An 18261-nucleotide genomic window follows, 5' to 3' on the forward strand; every position below is an offset into this window, starting at 1 on the left:
TCCACTTCACCCGAATTCCGGCGACGCCACCATGACGCCACCTCCCGTCCGATGGTGGGGCCAGCTCCACCCCCTTCCCCGATATGCTCGATCCATGACCGGCACACTCCTGGCTCTGCTCGGATTGTCGGGGGTGTTCTCACTCGGCCTCATCGTGCTGCTGAGGCGGGAGAGGCGTTCCGGGGAGTCCGATGCCCCCGAGGCGTGGGCGCGACGCGTGCGGGAACTACGTTCCTCTCGGCTGGAGATCGTCAACGCCTACGAGATCGAGCGTCGACGCGTGGAGAGAGACCTCCACGACGGCGCGCAACAGCATCTCGTCGTGTCGTCATTCCGGATCGGAGAAGCGCTTCTGCTGCTCTCCGCGGACGACACGTCCGAGACCTCGCGTCGGGTCGTCGACCTCCTCACCGGCGCCCAGGACGCTACCGATTCGGCCCTGGCGGCCGTGCGCGAGACGGTGTCCGGTATCCATCCCACGGTCCTGTCGGACCTGGGATTGGAATCCGCCGTCCGCGAAATGGCTGCCCGATCGCGTCTCGACGCGGTCGTGCGCGTCCCGCATCCCCTGCCGACGATCCCAGAAGGGGTCGCCGCCACCGCGTACTTCCTGGTCTCGGAGGCCATCGTGAACGTCAGCAAACACGCTCCCGAGGCCAGGGCATCGATCCTGCTCAGCGTGGACGACGACCTCCATGTCTCGGTGGTCGACGACGGGCCCGGAGGTGCCCACATCCGCACCGGCCACGGGCTGGCCGGTATGACGGAGCGTCTCGCAGCGTTCGGTGGCACGCTCCAGCTCTCCAGTCCGGCGGGCGGGCCGACGACCCTGAACGCCCGTGTGCCCCTCTTGCTCCCCACCGGTACTCCAGAGGTGTCGCCGGAACCACCCGCACGGTGCGGAACACCCACCTGATGAGACTCATAGTCGCGGACGACACGGTGCTGCTGCGCGAAGGTCTGGTCGGGATACTCGAACGACAGGGTCATCAGGTCGTCGCACAGGCGGCTACGGCTCCCGAGCTCGAAGCGGCGGTCCACCGGGCGTTCGACGAGGGGGCTCCGCCGGACGTGGTCATCACGGATGTCAGGATGCCCCCCACCATGTCCACCGACGGACTGGACGCCGCACTGCGCCTGCGTGACAGAGATCCCCGACTCAATCTCATGCTGCTCTCCCAGTACAACGCGCCTTCCTACGCTTCCGAGCTGTTCCACCGCAGTCCCGCCACGCAGGGATCGGGTGCGTCCGGGACCGGTGGTCTCGGATATCTCCTCAAGGAGAGGGTCGGCCGGGTCACCGACTTCCTCGACTCCCTGCAGACCGTCGCAGGCGGCGGAATGGTCATCGACCCCGAGATCGCCGCCCGGTTGATCTCGAGCCGGCGATCCACGCTCGACGGCCTCTCCCCTCGCGAGCTGGAGGTTCTCCAACTCATGGCGGAAGGCCACAGCAACCTCCAGATCGCCGCTCTCCTCCATCTTTCCGCGGGGGCGATCTCGAAGCACGTCTCCAGCATCTTCCTCAAACTGCAACTGCCACCCGGCGAGGACAACCGACGGGTGCGGGCCGTCCTCACCTATCTCACCGCTCGCGGCGAGTGACCCGGGGCGCCCCGGGGGTGCCGGGCGAGGTGAGCCGACCGCGCGGTCGGCGGTATCGTGGAGCGGTGTCCGACAGCCCGAGTCACCGCACGGACGGAAGCGATCCCGCCTCCGGCCATCCGGCCTCCACGAAGGTCAGGCACCGTCCGTCGTGGATCGCGTTCGTCGTGCTCGGTGCGATCGTCTGCCTGGGGATGGGGCTCTGGCAGCTCGCCCGCTACCAGGAGGCGACGGGCACCGTGCAGAACCTCGGCTACACCTTCATGTGGCCGTTCCTGGCGGGCTTCCTCGTCTACGCCTACCTGAAGTACATCCGCCTGGAGGCCGAGGAGGCCGACACCGAGCACCCCGCGGTGGTCGGTAACGGTGTAAAGGGCAGCCGGGTGGGAGACGAGGGGACGGACATCGACGACGACGAGGACGACGATCCCGTCGGAGGGGCGCACCCTCGCGGTCGTCCGCGCAGGCGCTCCCCCGCCGTCACCGAGATCCCCGCCGATCTCCTGCCCTCCCGGCGTCCCGCCGCCGACGCCCGGACCCGCGACGAGGGATTGGACGCTTACAACTCGTACCTCGCCGAGCTGGCCCGCAAGGACGCGGCAGCCGACAACCGTCACCAGGAGAGACACGCCACATGACCACCGCAACCACCCCGGCGACAGACAACCGCAAGCCGGATCCCGACGGCAAGATCCGCGGTGCCCTCACCCGCTACCGTGTCCTGGCCTGGATCACCGGTGTGTGGCTGTTGGTCCTCACGGCGGAGATGATCTACAAGTACCTGATCCTGCCGAACTCCTCGGACGCACCCGAGTGGTTCACCTATATCGGGCAGGCGCACGGTGTCTTCTACATCATCTACCTCTTCATGACCCTCGACCTGGCCATCAAGGCCCGCTGGGCGGCCTCCCGTACCCTGCTCACCGCCCTGGCCGGGACCATCCCGTTCCTGTCGTTCTGGTTCGAGCACATGCGGACCAGGGAGGTCCGGGCCGCGTACGCGGTCTGACCCCGGTCGAGGCGGACAACCGCGTGGCGCCGACCTCGCGCCTCGTCTGTCCCGCCCAGCGCTCTGTATGCGCTGGTTATGCGTTGCGTTGACCTCGCATAGTGAGCGCACCGGTCAGGAGGACCGCCCTCCGGCGGGTGAGGAATCGAGGTAGGACAGCGATCAGATGGTTCCGGTGTCCGGAGATCTGGCTCGGCGGTGGGTCGCGGCGCTCCAACACTCGGAGGGCCCCTGTGACGACCTCTGCGGGGCTTTGCGACGGGCCGGCGCTATCCCCGCCGCTGACGTCGAAGAACTCTGTGCGCGTGATCCCGGGGGCGAAGGCGAGAACTCGGACGCCGGTATCCCGGGTCTCCGCCCACAGGCTCTCAGTGAAACTGAGCACGAACGCTTTCGCAGCCGAGTACGCGCCCTGCATGGGGATCGACGAATAGGCGGCGAGGCTGGTGATGTTGAGCAGGTACCCGTCTCCGTTCCGTCGTAGCTGTGGGATGAAGGCTCGACTGATGTCCATGACGGCGGTGATGTCGACGGCGACCATGTCGCGCAGCGATCCAGGGTGGGACTCATGGAATTCTCCCCAGATCCCGAACCCGGCGTTGTTGATCACGCTGGTGACGTGGATGCCCCGCCGTTCCACCTCCGCGAGAAGATCCTCTCCCGGAGCGTGCTGGGCGAGATCAGCGGCGATCGTCTCCACCTCGATGTGGTGCTGGGCTGTGAGTTCGGCAGCGAGCGAATCGAGTCGATCGAGCCGCCGTGCGACGAGGACGAGGGAGGAGCCTTCGCCGGCGAGCCGCCGGGCGAACTCGGCGCCGATTCCGGAGCTCGCCCCGGTGATGAGAACGGTCTGGCGGTCATGGTGGAGCGGCTTCATGGTGTTCCTCCGCGGTCTGAAGACAGCAGTTACTGCCTTCCTGGCAGTCTATGCCACAAAGGCAGGGCGTGTAAGGTGGCGTCTATGGATGGGTCAGGGAATCCGGCCGTGCCACTTCGAGAACGAACACGTCTCGCCATGCGTGACGAGGTCGCGGCGGTGGCCATCAAGTTGTTCGCCGAGCATGGCTTCGACTCGGTGACAACGGCGCAGATCGCTGCGGAAGCGGGCATCTCACCGCGATCGTTCTTCCGCTACTTTCCGACCAAGGAGGACGTTGTCCTCGGCAGTCTCACTGATTCTGGGACGCGCGTCAGAGATGCTCTCGCGGCTCGGCCAGTCGACGAGAGCGCCTGGGTGGCGCTGGGCCAGGCGATGCACGTCCTCATCGATCGCCCCGTCTATCCATCGGAAGATCTCGAGGTGATCGCACGCATCATTCTCGAGACTCCTTCGATCAGAGCGCGGGATCAGGAGAAGTACCAGCAGTGGGAAGACCTCCTCGCGCCGGGTGTCGCACAGCGGCTGGGTTCCACGCGGGACAGCTCTGTCGTCGGAGTCGACGATCGGGCCCGAGCCATGGTCGGTGCGGCATGTGCCTGCCTACGCATCTCCACAGAGCGGTGGTTGCGGAGCACAGGTGCTGAGGACCCCGCCTTGATCTTCGACGAGCTCCTCCTCTCACTGCGTACCTAGAGGTGGACCGCCTCCCGCGCCCTGCTGACCGCCCTGGCCGGAACCGTCCCCTTCGAGGCGTTCAGCCGCGTTGCGCGAGTTCGCGCAACACCGGCGCCAGCGCCCGTAGGGCGCGGCCGCGGTGGGAGGCGGCGTCCTTCTCCCCCGGAGGTAGTTCGGCAGCGGAGCGATCGGATCCCTCGGGCAGGAACAGCGGGTCGTAGCCGAATCCTCCTTCACCGCGTGGCTCCCGCAGCACCCGGCCGGGCCAGCGCCCCTCCTCGACCGACTCCCCGGGGCCGACCAGCGCGCACACGGAGACGAAGGCGGCGCCCCGCCGCTCGTCCGGGACGTCGGCGAGCTGGCCGAGGAGCAGGGCGTTGTTGGCCGCGTCGTCGCCGTGTCGCCCGGCCCAGCGCGCGGAGAGTACGCCGGGCATCCCGTTCAGGGCGTCCACGGCGAGTCCGGAGTCGTCGGCCAGACACGGCAGGCCGGTGGCCCGCCACCCGGACCGCGCCTTGATCAGGGCGTTGTCGGCGAAGGTGGCACCGTCCTCCGGTTCCTCCGGGAACGCCGGCACCTCGTCCAGTCCGATCGGCTCGATGCCGGCGATGCCCTCGGCCTCCAGCACCCGGCGCAGCTCCGCAAGCTTCTTGGCGTTGCGACTGGCGACGAGAACGCGCACGGTCACGGCTACCGCCCCCGGGTCCGGGCCGTCACGGGCTCGGGCAGCTCGCCCGGGTAGGGCGCGGCGAGGGCCTCGCGCTGCAGCTCGAACAACCGCTCGCAACCGGCCTGGGCGGAGTCGAGCATCGCGTCCAGGGTGTCGCGACCGAACGCGGCCCCCTCGGCGGTGCCCTGTACCTCGACGAGTTCCCCACCGTCCGTGCAGACGACGTTCATGTCCACCCCGGCGCGCGAGTCCTCCTCGTAGGGCAGGTCGCACAGCACGCGGCCGTCGACCACACCCACGCTCACCGCGGACACCGCGCAGGTGAGCGGGTTCCCGGTCACGGCCCCCTTGGCCCGGAGCCAGGTCACCGCATCCGCCAGCGCCACATAAGCCCCGGTGATGGCAGCGGTGCGGGTGCCTCCGTCCGCCTGCAGCACGTCGCAGTCCAGGGCGATGGTGTTCTCCCCCAGTGCGGACAGGTCGATGCACGCGCGCAGCGACCGCCCCACCAGTCGGCTGATCTCGTGGGTGCGGCCGCCCACCTTGCCGCGCACGGACTCGCGACCAGAACGCTCGTGGGTCGCGGCCGGGAGCATCGCGTACTCGGCGGTCAGCCACCCCAGCCCCGAGCCCTTACGCCAGCGGGGCACACCCTCGGTCACGCTCGCCGTGCACATGACGCGGGTCTGCCCGGAGGTGACGAGAACCGACCCCGCCGGGTGCGAGGTGAAACCCCGCGTGATGGTCACGTCGCGGAGGTCGCCGTCCGCACGTCCGTCTGCTCTGCCGTCCGTAGATGAGGTCACGTCCGCCGATCCTAACCGGTCGATACACCCGGCGACCGGTCGCTAGACGTCGATCCTCAGATCCGGCTCGGCCAGCAGGACCTCGCCGTCGAACTCCGCCGCGGCCTCCGCACGGACGGCCTCGCGATCCGTCCACGGCGGGATGTGGGTCAGCACCAGCCGCCCGACACCGGCGAGGCGGGCGGCGCGGCCGGCCTCGGCCCCCGACATGTGGATCCCCGGCGGACGACCGTCCTCGTGGGTCCACGACGCCTCGCAGAGGAACACGTCGGCACCCGCCGCGAGCTCGACCAGCGAGTCGCAGTAGGCGGTGTCCCCGCTGTAGGCCAGGACGCGGCCGGTCTCCGAGGTCAGGCGCATCCCGTAGGACTCCGGCGGGTGGTCCACCCGGTCGGCCCGCACGCGCAGGCCCACCTCGCCGTCGTCGCCCGTCATCTCCACCTCGGGGGAGACGTCCCACGAACTCACCTCGAAGGTGTCCGAGAGGTCGTCCACGGCCCCCGGCTCCTCCGCCGACGCCACACCGATCCGGTACGCGGTCCCGGACGGTCCGATGAGCCGGACCCGGCCCGCGCGCGCGGCCTCGGGACCGTAGCGGCGCAGCACCAACAGACCCGGGACGTCGAGGCAGTGATCGGCGTGGAGGTGGGACAACAGGATCGTGGCATCCTCCGGCGCGACGTACCGCTGCAGCGCGCCGAGCACCCCGGGCCCCATGTCGATCACGACCGGGGCGATCCCCTCGACCTCCACGAGGTACCCGGACGCCGGCGAGGTCGGTCCGCCGATACTTCCCGAGCACCCCAGGACAGTCAGAAACATGGGCACCATCGTGCCACGGCCGGCCCGCGGTCGTCGGAGGTGCGCCCCGTCCGGGAGCGCGGGAGGTGTCGGCCCGCGGCCGTCACGCCCCACCGGTGTGGCCGACGGCGACGAGTCCCGGCCCGAGGAACCGGGAGGCCACCCGGCGGAAGCTGTCGGGGTCACCGGTGACGAGGAACTCCCGGGTCGCCGGGGCCGCCTCGTCACGGGGGCGCAGGAGATCGCCCGCGGTGAGCACCCGCAGCACGTCCTTGGCCGTCTCCTCGGCACTGGAGACCAACGTGACGTGATCGCCCACCGCCAGCTGGACCACCCCGGACAGCAGCGGGTAGTGGGTGCATCCCAGGACCAGGGTGTCCACGTCGGCGTCCCGGATCGGGGCCAGGTAGGCCTCCGCCAGACCCAACACCTGGCGTCCACTGGTGATCCCGCGCTCGACGAACTCGACGAACTTCGGGCACGCCACCGAGGTCAACTCGACCCCGACGGCCGCGGCGACCGCGTCGTCGTAGGCCCGCGACGCGACGGTGGCCCGCGTGGCGATCACCCCGACGCGCCCCGAGCGGGTGGTGGCCACCGCCCGCCGGGCGGCCGGCTGGATCACCTCGACCACGGGCACCGGGTAGCGCTCGCGGGCGTCCCTCAGCATCGCCGCGGACGCGGTGTTGCACGCGATCACCAGAGCCTTGACCCCGCGGTCGACCAGGGAGTCCGCGACCGCCAGGGCGTGCTCACGGACCCGGGCGATGGGCAGCGGACCGTACGGCCCGTTCGCGGTGTCCCCGACGTAGACCAGCGACTCGTCGGGGAGCTGGTCCATGATCGCGCGGGCCACGGTGAGACCACCCGCCCCCGAGTCGAACACCCCGATCGGAGCCTGTGGACCGGGCGACGTCACCTCGACGGGCCGGCGTTCCGGCGCGGCTGCCCGGCGCCGACGGTCTGCTGCTTCCGATCACGCTTGAGGCCGTACGCCGAGACCACGCCGCCGATGGCCCCGCCGAGGTGACCCTGCCAGGACACGCCCTCCAGTAGCGGGGACAACCCCGCGAGCGCCTCGAGACCGTAGTAGAAGCCGATGACCAGACCGATCAGCAGGTGCAGGAACCGGCGGGTGAACAGGCCCCGCACGATCACGTAGACGACATACCCGAACACGATGCCGGAGGCGCCGATGTGGACCGTCCCGGAGCCGCCCAGGATCCAGGACACCACCCCGGAGAACACCCAGGAGATGAGGGTGACCCGGATCAGCGGGCCCATCCCGGACATCGCGATGATCGACCCCAGCACGAGCAGCGCGATCGAGTTGCCGAGCAGGTGCGCCCAGTCCCCGTGGAGGAACGGCTGGAACAGGATGCCGGGCAACCCGTCGGTCGAGAGCGGACGGACCCCGTAGTCGTCGAGACTCTGCGCCGGACCGACCACGGACTGGATCACCTGGTCACCCGCCTCGACCACCCACATCAGGGCGACAAAGGCGAAGAGCAGCACCAGGGCCGGCCAGCGGCGGGGACCCTGGGGCGCCGGCCGGGTGGTCCCGGCACCGTGCGCCCGGAACGTGCGGGGGTCTGGATTCACCGTGTTCTCCTCAGTTGCCGGTCAGAGCGGTGCACAGGGAGTCCTGCATGAAGGTCAACCAGTGGTAGACGTCCAGGTGCGCGGACCTCGGGTCGTCCTCCGCGACGAACTCCGGGATGTCGGTGGCCGGGTCACCGTCCACCGCCCCGGCGTCGAGCAGCAACGCCCCCAGGCCGAGCCGGACGTCGTTGAGACACCCCATCCAGGCCTGGGCCTGCTCGGGGCTGAGCGAGACGGTCCCGCCGCGCGCCGGGAGGGACCGCAGGACCGTCGACGCCGCCGCGAGCTTGGCGTCGATGATCGCCGGCTCGTGGATCATGCGCATGCCCGAGTTGTGGGCGCGGGTCACCGCCGCCGCGTCCTCCGCCCCGTCCTCGCCGGGCTCCGGGCGGTGGAAGTCGGGGAGCAGACGGGCCAGTGGTGCGTCGTCGGGGAGCTCGGAGTGGCCGCTGCGCATCCCGGTGATCTCGGCCAGCTCGTCCCTGGGGGCCGAGTCGCGACGCTGCTCCAACATGTCGACGATGTTGGAGACCAGGGCGTGGAGGATCTGCACCTCGTGTCCCTCCATCACCGCCTTGACCCGGGGTCCGGTGAGCGATGACTTGCGCTGCCACGCCTTCACGCCCTCACGCCTCCCGCTGCATCGTGGCCCACAGTCCGGCCTCCTGGAGTTTGCGGACGTCGTTCTCCACCTTGTCGCGGCTACCCGACGAGACCACCGCGCGGCCGTCGTTGTGGACCTTGAGCATGAGCTCGTGCGCCTTCTCCCGGCTGTAGCCGAAGACCCGCTGGAAGACGAACGTCACGTAGCTCATCAGGTTGACCGGGTCGTCCCACACCACCGTGAGCCACGGGCTGTCCAACCCGCCTCTCAGCTCCGTATCCGTGGCCTCCACGGGCGCGGCCGACGGCGTCGCCATCACGGGGACGACGCTCCGGCCGTCCGCGAGCGGTGTGGTCACGGTGTGCATAAGGCCAAGGATACGGATTACCGACGCCTCGGCCACGCCGTAGAGTCGGGCGGGTGCCATCGCCCACGCCCACACGCTCGTCCCACCCTCCGGGCAGTCCGTCCACCGCGCTGCTCACGGACAAGTACGAGCTCACGATGATCCGGGCGGCTCTTGCCGACGGGACGGCCGATCGCCCCTGTGTGTTCGAGGTGTTCGCCCGTCGACTGCCCGCTGGTCGCCGGTACGGGGTCGTCGGCGGTACCGGCCGGCTCCTGGAACGCCTCGAGGACTTCCGCTTCGGCGAGCAGGAGCTGGCGGTGGTGGCCGACTCGCTCGACGAGCGGACCACCGACTGGCTCCGCCACTTCCGCTTCACGGGCGACATCGACGGCTACCCCGAGGGTGAGCTGTTCTTCCCCGGGTCGCCGGTCCTGAGCATCCGGGGAGGGTTCGCCGAGTGCGTGCTCCTCGAGACCCTGGCCCTGTCCGTGCTCAACCACGACAGCGCGATCGCCTCCGCCGCCGCCCGCATGACCTCCGCGGCCCACGGCCGCCCGATCATCGAGATGGGATCGCGCCGCACCCACGAGGAGGCCGCGGTGGCCGCGGCCCGCGCGGCGTATCTCACCGGGTTCGCCTCCACCTCCAACGTCGAGGCCACCAGACGGCACGGCGTCCCCTCGGCGGGCACGTCGGCACACGCGTTCACGCTGCTGCACACCGGACCGGAGGGCCCCGACGAGGCGTCCGCGTTCCGGTCACAGGTCGCCACCCTCGGCGTCGACACCACCCTCCTGGTGGACACCTACGACATCTCCCGCGGCGTGGCCACGGCCATCGAGGTGGCCGGACCCGAGCTGGGCGGCGTCCGGATCGACTCGGGCGACCTGGGGGTGCTGGCCCGGCAGGTGCGCAGCCAACTCGACTCACTGGGGGCACACCGGACCCGGATCGTGGTCTCCGGTGACCTCGACGAGTACGCGATCGCCGCGCTGCGGGCCGAGCCCGTCGACATGTACGGGGTGGGCACCCGACTGGTGACCGGATCCGGGGCCCCCACCGCCGGGATGGTCTACAAGCTGGTCGAGGTGGACGGAATCCCGGTGGCCAAGCGCTCCGCGCAGAAGGAGTCCCTCCCCGGCGCCAAGAGGGCCGTCCGCCTCCACCGGTCCTCGGGCACGGCGGTCGAGGAGGTGCTCCTGCCCTGGTCCGGCACCCTGCCCCCCGAGCCCGGCCTGAATCAGCGAGAGCTGATGGTCCCCCTGGTGCGCGCGGGATCCCCCGTTCCCGGACCCTCGCTGTCCCGGTCGCGGGAGCTGCACGAGTCCGCCATGGTGACACTGCCGTGGGAGGGCCTGGCGCTGAGCGAGGGGGAGCCGGCGGTCCCCGTGCGGGTCGTCCCTCCGGGGTCGTCCACCGGCTGACGCGGCCGCTAGGGTTACCGCGTGACCGACTCGCTCCCCCCACTCTCCGACCTGCTCGCCACCGCGGTCGAAAGCCTGGGCGGCAGCGAACGCCGGGGCCAGGTCCGGATGGCCGAGGCGGTGGGAAACGCCCTGTCCACGGGGGAACACCTGGCCGTCCAGGCCGGGACCGGCACCGGCAAGTCGCTGGCGTACCTGGTCCCGTCGCTGCGCCACGCGGTGGCCACCGGGGGCACGGTGGTGGTGTCCACCGCCACGATCGCACTGCAGAACCAGTTGGTGGACCGCGACCTCCCCCGGCTGGCCGCCGCACTGCGCCCACAGCTGGGGGTGAGCCCGTCCCACGCGATCCTCAAGGGGCGCGGGAACTACCTGTGCCTGAACCGCGTCGCGTCGGGTCCGGTCGACGAGGTCGATCCCGAGGACGTCGTGTCCGAGGAGCTCTTCGATCTACCGATCGCCGGCGAATCCACGGCTGCCCGCACGCCCCGCGAGCCCTCCCCGCGTGACAGCGGCCCGAGCTCCCGTCTCGGCCAGGAGATCTCCCGTCTACACGACTGGGCGCAGGACACCGACACTGGCGACCGCGACGACCTGCCCCGCGGGGTGTCGGACGCGGCGTGGCGCCAGGTGTCGGTGACCAGCCGCGAATGCCTGGGGCAGCTGTGTCCCGAGTTCTCCGAGTGCTTTGCCGAACTGGCCCGCCAGGAGGCCGGTCGGGCTGATGTGGTGGTGACCAACCACGCGCTCCTGGCGATCGACGCCATGACCGACGTCTCGATCCTCCCCGAACACGACGCCGTGGTGATCGACGAGGCCCACGAGCTCTCCGACCGGGTGACGGGCGTCACGACGGCGGAGTTGACCGGTGCCGCCGTCATCCAGGTGGCCCGCCGGGCGGCCAAGATGGTCGATCAGCAGACCGCCGACCGCATGGTCGCGGCGGGCGAGGGTCTGGCGAGCCTGCTCGAACTGTGTCCCGAAGGACGATGGGACCTCCTGCCCGAGGGCGCCGATCTCGCGCTGGCAGCGGTCCGGCACACCACCGAGAACTGCCGGAGTGCCATCCCCGGCCCCAAGCCCGGCGAGGCGGCGGGAGATCCCCAGGGTGCGTCCGAGCGTCAGAAGACCCTGGCGGCGCTGGACGAAGTCGCGGACGCCGCCGATCGCATGCTCTCCTCGTTCGAGCGACCGGTCACCGAGAGACTCGAGATCGTGTGGATGACCGTCGAGGACCGCCGCGGCCGGATCCTGCGGGTCGCACCGCTGTCCGTGGCGGGGTTACTCCGGGCGCGACTGTTCGCCGAATCCACCGTGGTCCTCACCTCCGCCACCCTCACCACCGGCGGGAAGTTCGACGGCCTGGCGGCCACCTGGGGGTTGCCGCCGGCCTCGTCCGCCCGCCCCGACCCCGCCACCGCGGTCGCCCTGGAACCACCCTCCGACGACGATGCGAGCAGCCTCCGGTGGACCGGGCTGGACGCCGGGTCGCCCTTCGACTACCGCCGCAACGGCATCCTCTACGTGGCCTCGCACCTGCCCGCGCCGGGCCGCGAGGGCGCCTCCCCCGAGGCCGGTGACGAGTTGGTCGACCTCGTCACGGCCGCAGGCGGACGCACCCTCGGACTGTTCTCCTCGATGCGTGGGGCCAGGGCGGCAGCCGAACTGCTCAGGGAGCGCCTCGACACCCCGGTGTTGTGCCAGGGCGAGGACTCGACCGCCAACCTGGTGACGCAGTTCGCCGCGGACGAGGAGACCACACTCGTGGGCACCCTCTCGCTGTGGCAGGGCGTCGACGTGCCCGGTCGGTCACTCTCGCTGGTGGTGATCGACCGCATCCCGTTCCCGCGGCCGGACGACCCGCTGTTGTCCGCTCGTCAGCGCGCGGTCGGGGCCCGAGGAGGCAACGGATTCCTCGCCGTCGCCGGGAACCACGCCGCCCTCCTCCTGGCCCAGGGCGTCGGACGGCTCCTCCGTCGCACCGACGACCGGGGCGTCGTGGCCGTCCTCGACTCCCGCCTGGTCACCGCCCGCTACGGCGGCTACCTGCGTGCCTCGCTCCCGCCGTTCTGGCCGACCACCGACAGGGACGTGGTGATCGGTGCCCTCGAGCGGCTCCGGGATGGCTGACCCGCCACCGGCCGGGCGGACGTGATCACCGCGGCAGAACGACCGGGGTGCCCGTGTCCGGATCGCGGATGACCTTGCACCGGAGGCCGAAGACGTGCTCGACCAGCTCTGCCGTCAGCAGCTCGGTGGGCGCGCCGGACGCCACCACCCGGCCCTCCTTCATCGCGATGAGATGCGTGGCGAACCTCGCCGCGTGGCCCAACTCGTGGAGCACCGCGACGATCGTCCGACCTTCGGTACGCAGCCTGTCCAGTAACCGCAGTGCCTCCACCTGGTGCGCGATGTCCAGGAACGTGGTCGGCTCGTCGAGGAGCAACAGGGGTGCGTCCTGGGCCAGTGCGATAGCGATCCACACCCGCTGCCGCTGCCCTCCCGACAGGGTGTCGACCAGCCGGTCACCGAGGTCGGCGACCCGGGTCAGCCGCATCGCCTCCGCCACCATCTCTTCGTCACGGCGGCTCCACTGGGCGAACAGGGTCTGGTGGGGGTAACGCCCCCGGCGCACGAGCTCCCCGACGCGGATCCCGTCGGGCACCGGCGAGTGTTGTGGCAGCAGGCTGAGCCGACGGGCTATCTCCCCCGTCCGCAGTCCGGCGATCGCCTCGCCGTCGACCAGCACCTGGCCGGCGGACGGGGTGAGCAGCCTCGTGAACGCCCGCAGGAGCGTGGACTTCCCGCAGCCGTTGGGACCGATTATCGCGGTGAACTCACCACGGGGGACCACGGCCGAGACCTCGTCGAGAACGTTCTCCCCCCGGCGGTAGGCGGCGGTCACCGCCCGGGCCTCGAGTGCGGCGTCCATCCTCAGCTCCTCTCGTTCTCTCTCGACAGCAGATAGATCAGATAGGCCCCGCCCAGGCAGACGGTGACCGCGCCCACCGGCACGCTCGCCATGGGTAGGGCGTGTTGGGCCACCAGGTCCGCCGCGGACAACAGGACAGCACCCACCAGCGCCGAGCCCAGCGGGTCGATACCTCCGGAGCGCGTGCGCAGCCTCCGGGCGATCTGGGGGGCCGCCAGGGCGATGAAGGAGATGGGTCCCGTCACCGCGGTGACGAGCGAGGTCAGCGCGACGCCCACCAGCACCACGACCGCTTTCCCCGCTTCCGTTTGGACGCCCCTGACCCGCGCCGAGTCGTCGCCGAGCTCGAGTTGCGCGACCACCCGGGTCAACCACGGCAGCACGAGCGCCAGAACGAGGGCGGACGCGCCGGCACCGAGGAGTTGCGGCCAGCGCACCCCGTTCAGCGAACCGGCGCCCCACACGGCGGCGCGCAGGGCCACATCCAGGTCGGACTTGACGATGATCCAGGTGTTGACCGAACCGAGGAATGCGCTGATCGCGATCCCCACGATGATGAGCCTGAATCCCTGCAGGCCCGCCGAGTACGCGAGGAGATAGACCACGACCGCGGTGAGCACGCCCCCGGCCAGCGCGCCCGTGGCGAAGGCCGAATAACCGCTCCACCCGAGGCTGATCGCCACCAGGACCCCCGTGAACGCCCCGGTGTTGAGGCCGATGATGTCCGGGCTCCCCAGCGCGTTGCGGGTGAGTGACTGGAACAACGCCCCGCTCACGCCCAGGCACGCTCCGAACACCGCCGCGGCGAGAGCCCGCGGCGCCCGCCATTCCACGACCACCATCGCGTCCAGGCGACCGGCTCCCGGGGCGAACGCGCCGATCACCCGGTCCAGCGGGATGGCGCGTTCCCCTGCGGACAGTGCCACCAGCACGAGCGCGAACACCACGAGTGCAGCGAGGAGGGCGATCACGGTGTCCCGGACGGGCAACGACCTGCTCAGCGGTCCGAGTCGGAGGGTCACCTCGTGGCCCCTCGGCTGCCGCGTCACAGCCCGCCCCGCTCGGCCCGGCGCACCAGGAGGATGAGCACCGGTGCTCCCAGGAAGGCGGTGACAACCCCCGCCTGCAGCTCGGCGGGCCAGACCAGTAGTCGTCCGGCGATGTCCGCCGCGAGTAGGAGCACGGGTGCCACCACCACCGAGTAGGCCAGGATCCATCGTTGATCCGGGCCGGTGAGCAGACGCACCGCGTGGGGGACCATCAGTCCCACGAACGCGATCGGGCCCGCCGCTGCGGTCGCCGCGCCACAAAGGACGGTGATCGCCACCGCGGACACCGCCCGGACGAGCCCCACCGACACGCCCAGCGACCGGGCGCGCTCGTCTCCCAACGCGATCGCGTTCGCCACCCGGCCGGTCAGAAGCGCCACGACGAGCCCCACCACGATGAAGGGCAGGACGAACTCGACCGTCCCCTGTGGCCGGTTGGCGAGCGACCCCACCCCCCAGAAGCGCATCTGGTCGAACACCCGCGGCATCACCAGGGCCAGGGACTGACCGCACCCGGTGAATACCGCGGTCAACGCGACACCCACGAGTGTGAGCCGGACGGGCGTCGCCCCGTGCGGACCGCGGAGCGCGATGGCGTAGACCAGGACGAACGCCGAGAACGCCCCGGCGAAGGCGAACCACACGTAGCCGTGGATGGTCGTGACGCCGAAGAAAGCGATCGCGACCGCCACCGCGAGTCCGGCTCCCGCGTTGACCCCGAGGATGCCCGGATCGGCGAGCGGATTGCGGGTCAGGGCCTGGGCGAGCGCGCCGGACGCCCCGAGCGCGGCACCCACGACGATGGCCAGCAGGGTCCGGGGCAGCCTCATCTCGAGGACCGTCGCAGACGTGATCGGATCGGTCGGAGCGGTCAGCACCGTCAGCACCTCCGCCGGGGAGAGCGCGGCGGAGCCGACGAACAGGCTCACCGTCGACGCCACCGCGAGCGCGACCAGTGCCGCGACCAGACCTGATACGAGTACTCCGGTCCGCCCGGCGGTGCGGGGAGCACCGCGCGTCACCGGCCCGGTGGGCCGTCGGTGGCGAGCTCGAACTCGTACGCGACCACACCCCACCCCAGGCCGTGGTGCGAGACCGCGGTCCACCCGCTGTCCCGGCCCAGTTCGGCCACCCGCCGCGGCGACCGGGGCGGAGACGCCGTGGTGGCGAAGCGCAGCAGTGTGAGCTCGGCGGAGGCCCGCGAGAGACCGTCCGGAGTGCTGCCGTCCACGACCAGCATGCGGGGGGCCACCGAGGCGAGCCCACGAAGGTGCGACCGCGCAGCCTCGTCGTCGAGATGCCCGAGCACCATGGCCGAGACCACCACCGACGCTGGCGACCCACCCACTCCGGTACGGACACCCGTCAGACCGCCCCCGGTGGCGATCCCGACCACCAGTTCCGCCCCCGGCCCCACCACCACCGTCTCGGGACTGTCCAGGGCACCCAGCACCCGCCGGAGTCCGTGCTGGAGATAGACCAGCGACCCCGATTCGTGCGCCAGATGGCCGGCGACCGCGACGTCTGTGGCGGCGGACTCCGCGAACCCCATCCCGGTCTCCAGCTCCCAGGCCGGGCGGCCGGTACGCACCGACCGGGCCAGGTGGCGGAGCGCGATGACCTGGTCGGCCTCCGGTCCACTGAACTCCCCGACCTCGTGGGGGTCGTCGAGGAGGTCGACGGCGAGGTCGGTCAACCGCCACCGACCCCCCGCTGTCGCGAGCACCAGCCCGCACGTCGCCAGCACCTCGACCAGTGGCCGGAGACCCGTGCGCGTGGCGAGCTCCGCTTCCAACTCCGGAGTGGTCAACGGCCGGTCGACCAGAGCCCGGAGCAACCCCGATTGGAGGGCGGCGCGCACCGCGAACCACGCGACCGGGGCCTCCGGTAGCCGCGGCTCGTCGCCGGCCGTGTCCTGCCGGTCCACCAGATGCCAGTACCCGGTGATACTGCGGTGGTCCCTGCCGACCCGTCCCGAGATCCTGCGGCGTAGCGGCACCAACGCCCCGGCCTCACCCGCCGCCCAGACGAACGGCCGCTCGCCCAGGTCGTGATCGTCGCAGACGGAGTCGAACAGCGAGCAGATCGCCTCGCCGTCCGGCTCGGGCATGTACTCCCGGCGCAGGGAATCCGCACCACCGGTCGGGAGCCCCTCGGTCGCCTCCCTGTCCGTGGCCAACACCACGACTCGGGCCGGCACGGGCACCGGCCGCTCGGTGAGGAACCGACGGATGGCCGGCAGTGCCGTCTCGTCGCCGATCATCACGACCGACGTCGCGTCCGCGGGGAGGACCTGCGAGGACTTGGGACCCACGAAGGTCAGCTCGGCCCCCGGCCCGGCATCGGAGGCCCAGCGGGCGGCCGGTCCGTCCCCGTGGAGCACGAAGTCCAGCGCGAACGCGCGGGTGTCGGGATCGACCGAATGCGGGGTGTAGTCACGGGTCAGTCGGGTCTCGGACGGGGTCCACTCGATCCCGTCGGCATGCTGTAGGGGAAGCGCGGATCCGACATCGCCGTCGGAGGCGAAGATCAGCTTGACGTGGTCGTCGAAACCCGGGGTCTCGAACGCCGGGTGGGCCAGTCCGTTCCGCGTGAACGCCTGCAGCTGTTCCCCCTCCAACCGGACCCGCCGGACCCTCCCCGCCAGATCCTCCACCGCGACGACCCTGACGGTGCGCACGACCAGCGGATGGATCAGCAGCTCGGGACGGCTCACCGGGCGAACTCCTCCTCGACCAGATCCAGCAGGGCGAGGGCCTCGTCGTAGTCATGACGCACCGCCCAGTAGGGCAGGTCGAAGGCGTTGCCCTCCACGAAGGCCGGCAGGTTACGCCACGCCGGTTCCTGCTCGAGTTGGCTGACGGACGTGGTCTCGCCGTTGAACCCCATGACGAAGACGGAGTCACTGTCGACGATGCGGCCCAGCTGCTCCGTGGACAGCTCGGCCATGTCGCCGCCGGGCTGGTACGGCTGCAGGTCGTTCCGCGCGACCAGGTCGTCGGTCTCGAATCCCAGTTCGGCGAACGTCAGCGGCAGGCCGGTGTCCTCGAAGAGCAGGTACGGAGTGCCGTCGGCGGTGACGCTGATGTAGGAGGTCGGCTGCTCGGGCACCTCGATCGACCCGGCGACCTCTCCCACCCGTGCCTCGTAGGTTCCGACCATGTCGTCGTACGCCTCGGGCTGGCCGAAGACATCGACGGCGAGGAACTCCGCCTGGTCCCGCCAGTCGGAGAACGCCTTGTCGACCAGAACGGTGGGGGCGATCGCGGAGAGGTCCTCGTAGGCCTCGTCGGCCTGGAAGTTGGGGAAGCCCCATCCGCCGGCCACGATGAGGTCCGGATCGGTCTCGAGGATCGCCTCGAGGTCGAATCCGTCGGCGGACCACGGCAGGAACCGCGTCCCGTCCTCCGCGGGCGCCTCGCCCCACATCTCGGAGAACTCACCACTGGCCTGCCCCGCGTCCTCCGGGATCGTCGCGGCGACCGGGACGTCGAGTTGGTACAGGTAACCGGCCAGGGCGTAGTTGAGCACCACGACACGCTGCGGGTCGGCCGGGACGACGACCTCCCCCTTCGGGGTGGACACGGTGCGGGTGGCCTCCGCTCCCGCGCTCCCGCCTCCGTCCCCTGCAGACCCAGCCCCTGATGAGCAGGCGGCCAGTGCGGTCAATGCGACCACCACCGTCGCCGAGGCAATCAGGCGTGCGGGGCGTGTCCTACGAATCATCGATCCTCCGGAGCGTTCGATTAGGTGAGGCTTACCAACTCCAGAAGAATAGGGTGGAATCACCGCCCTGACCGCCGGGATGCGACACGGCTGCAGTCCCAACGCGACGCGTTGCCGCTACGGGGCGGC

Annotated in this window: 20 protein-coding genes; 7 read left to right on the top strand and 13 right to left on the bottom strand. The window is 70.7% G+C overall.

Going from position 1 to position 18261, the window contains the following annotated elements:
• Positions 1-94 precede the first annotated feature (94 nt).
• The 4 genes from NJE57_RS06735 to NJE57_RS06750 all read left to right on the top strand — a co-directional run bounded on the left by NJE57_RS06735 (position 95) and on the right by NJE57_RS06750 (position 2614).
• On the top strand, positions 95-916 hold the full coding sequence (locus tag NJE57_RS06735) for a sensor histidine kinase (protein ID WP_319027624.1): 822 nt from the start codon (positions 95-97) through the stop codon (positions 914-916).
• Positions 916-1605, top strand: coding sequence for a response regulator transcription factor (locus tag NJE57_RS06740; protein ID WP_319027625.1), 690 nt, complete (start codon positions 916-918; stop codon positions 1603-1605). The genes NJE57_RS06735 and NJE57_RS06740 overlap by 1 nt, the downstream gene beginning before the upstream one ends.
• A 65-nt stretch (positions 1606-1670) precedes the next feature.
• Entirely contained in the window at positions 1671-2243 is a 573-nt protein-coding gene (locus NJE57_RS06745; protein ID WP_319027626.1) for a hypothetical protein, read from the top strand.
• Positions 2240-2614, top strand: coding sequence for a DUF3817 domain-containing protein (locus tag NJE57_RS06750; RefSeq protein WP_319027627.1), 375 nt, complete (start codon positions 2240-2242; stop codon positions 2612-2614). Before NJE57_RS06745 ends, NJE57_RS06750 begins: the two co-directional genes overlap by 4 nt.
• 76 nt (positions 2615-2690) lie before the next feature.
• Here NJE57_RS06750 and NJE57_RS06755 read toward each other — a convergent pair whose 3' ends face one another.
• Positions 2691-3491, bottom strand: coding sequence for an SDR family oxidoreductase (locus tag NJE57_RS06755; RefSeq protein WP_319027628.1), 801 nt, complete (start codon positions 3489-3491; stop codon positions 2691-2693).
• A gap of 159 nt (positions 3492-3650) precedes the next feature.
• Here NJE57_RS06755 and NJE57_RS06760 point away from each other — a divergent pair, with 159 nt between their 5' ends.
• Positions 3651-4187, top strand: a complete 537-nt coding sequence (locus NJE57_RS06760) for a TetR family transcriptional regulator (RefSeq protein ID WP_319027629.1) — start codon at positions 3651-3653, stop codon at positions 4185-4187.
• Positions 4188-4248: 61 nt separating this feature from the next.
• On the opposite strand, the gene NJE57_RS06765 is transcribed toward NJE57_RS06760, so the two are convergent.
• The 7 genes from NJE57_RS06765 to clpS all read right to left on the bottom strand — a co-directional run bounded on the left by NJE57_RS06765 (position 4249) and on the right by clpS (position 8968).
• A complete protein-coding gene (locus NJE57_RS06765; RefSeq protein WP_319027630.1) occupies positions 4249-4857 on the bottom strand; it encodes a non-canonical purine NTP pyrophosphatase in 609 nt (202 codons plus the stop codon).
• A 2-nt stretch (positions 4858-4859) separates the two neighbouring features.
• The gene (rph, locus tag NJE57_RS06770) at positions 4860-5645 is read right to left on the bottom strand and encodes a ribonuclease PH (protein WP_319027631.1); all 786 of its coding nucleotides are present in this window, start codon (positions 5643-5645) and stop codon (positions 4860-4862) included.
• A 42-nt stretch (positions 5646-5687) separates the two neighbouring features.
• On the bottom strand, positions 5688-6467 hold the full coding sequence (locus NJE57_RS06775; RefSeq protein WP_319027632.1) for an MBL fold metallo-hydrolase: 780 nt from the start codon (positions 6465-6467) through the stop codon (positions 5688-5690).
• Between the two features lie 82 nt (positions 6468-6549).
• The gene (gene murI, locus NJE57_RS06780) at positions 6550-7365 is read right to left on the bottom strand and encodes a glutamate racemase (protein WP_319027633.1); all 816 of its coding nucleotides are present in this window, start codon (positions 7363-7365) and stop codon (positions 6550-6552) included.
• Complete coding sequence (locus tag NJE57_RS06785; RefSeq protein WP_319027634.1) at positions 7362-8048, bottom strand: rhomboid family intramembrane serine protease; 687 nt, start codon at positions 8046-8048, stop codon at positions 7362-7364. The genes murI and NJE57_RS06785 overlap by 4 nt, the downstream gene beginning before the upstream one ends.
• Before the next feature lie 10 nt (positions 8049-8058).
• The gene (locus tag NJE57_RS06790) at positions 8059-8670 is read right to left on the bottom strand and encodes a DUF2017 domain-containing protein (protein ID WP_319027635.1); all 612 of its coding nucleotides are present in this window, start codon (positions 8668-8670) and stop codon (positions 8059-8061) included.
• 4 nt (positions 8671-8674) lie between these two features.
• Positions 8675-8968 carry an ATP-dependent Clp protease adapter ClpS gene (gene clpS, locus NJE57_RS06795; RefSeq protein WP_319027878.1) on the bottom strand — a complete coding sequence of 98 codons (294 nt, stop codon included), beginning with the start codon at positions 8966-8968 and terminating at the stop codon, positions 8675-8677.
• A 104-nt stretch (positions 8969-9072) separates the two neighbouring features.
• Here clpS and NJE57_RS06800 point away from each other — a divergent pair, with 104 nt between their 5' ends.
• Together NJE57_RS06800 and NJE57_RS06805 are read left to right on the top strand one after the other, a co-directional pair.
• On the top strand, positions 9073-10425 hold the full coding sequence (locus NJE57_RS06800; protein WP_319027636.1) for a nicotinate phosphoribosyltransferase: 1353 nt from the start codon (positions 9073-9075) through the stop codon (positions 10423-10425).
• Between the two features lie 21 nt (positions 10426-10446).
• Entirely contained in the window at positions 10447-12555 is a 2109-nt protein-coding gene (locus tag NJE57_RS06805) for an ATP-dependent DNA helicase (protein WP_319027637.1), read from the top strand.
• 25 nt (positions 12556-12580) lie between these two features.
• Here the strand turns inward: NJE57_RS06805 and NJE57_RS06810 are convergent, their stop codons facing one another.
• The 5 genes from NJE57_RS06810 to NJE57_RS06830 are packed head-to-tail and all read right to left on the bottom strand — an operon-like array spanning position 12581 to position 17991.
• The gene (locus NJE57_RS06810; RefSeq protein WP_319027638.1) at positions 12581-13357 is read right to left on the bottom strand and encodes an ABC transporter ATP-binding protein; all 777 of its coding nucleotides are present in this window, start codon (positions 13355-13357) and stop codon (positions 12581-12583) included.
• 2 nt (positions 13358-13359) lie between these two features.
• The gene (locus tag NJE57_RS06815) at positions 13360-14379 is read right to left on the bottom strand and encodes a FecCD family ABC transporter permease (protein ID WP_319027639.1); all 1020 of its coding nucleotides are present in this window, start codon (positions 14377-14379) and stop codon (positions 13360-13362) included.
• A gap of 23 nt (positions 14380-14402) precedes the next feature.
• On the bottom strand, positions 14403-15428 hold the full coding sequence (locus tag NJE57_RS06820) for a FecCD family ABC transporter permease (RefSeq protein WP_319027640.1): 1026 nt from the start codon (positions 15426-15428) through the stop codon (positions 14403-14405).
• Positions 15425-17122, bottom strand: coding sequence for a siderophore-interacting protein (locus NJE57_RS06825; protein WP_319027641.1), 1698 nt, complete (start codon positions 17120-17122; stop codon positions 15425-15427). The genes NJE57_RS06820 and NJE57_RS06825 overlap by 4 nt, the downstream gene beginning before the upstream one ends.
• The gene (locus NJE57_RS06830) at positions 17119-17991 is read right to left on the bottom strand and encodes an ABC transporter substrate-binding protein (RefSeq protein WP_319027642.1); all 873 of its coding nucleotides are present in this window, start codon (positions 17989-17991) and stop codon (positions 17119-17121) included. The genes NJE57_RS06825 and NJE57_RS06830 overlap by 4 nt, the downstream gene beginning before the upstream one ends.
• Positions 17992-18261: the final 270 nt, after the last annotated feature.

Source organism: Dietzia sp. PP-33 (assembly GCF_033790845.1).
Lineage (GTDB): Bacteria > Actinomycetota > Actinomycetes > Mycobacteriales > Mycobacteriaceae > Dietzia.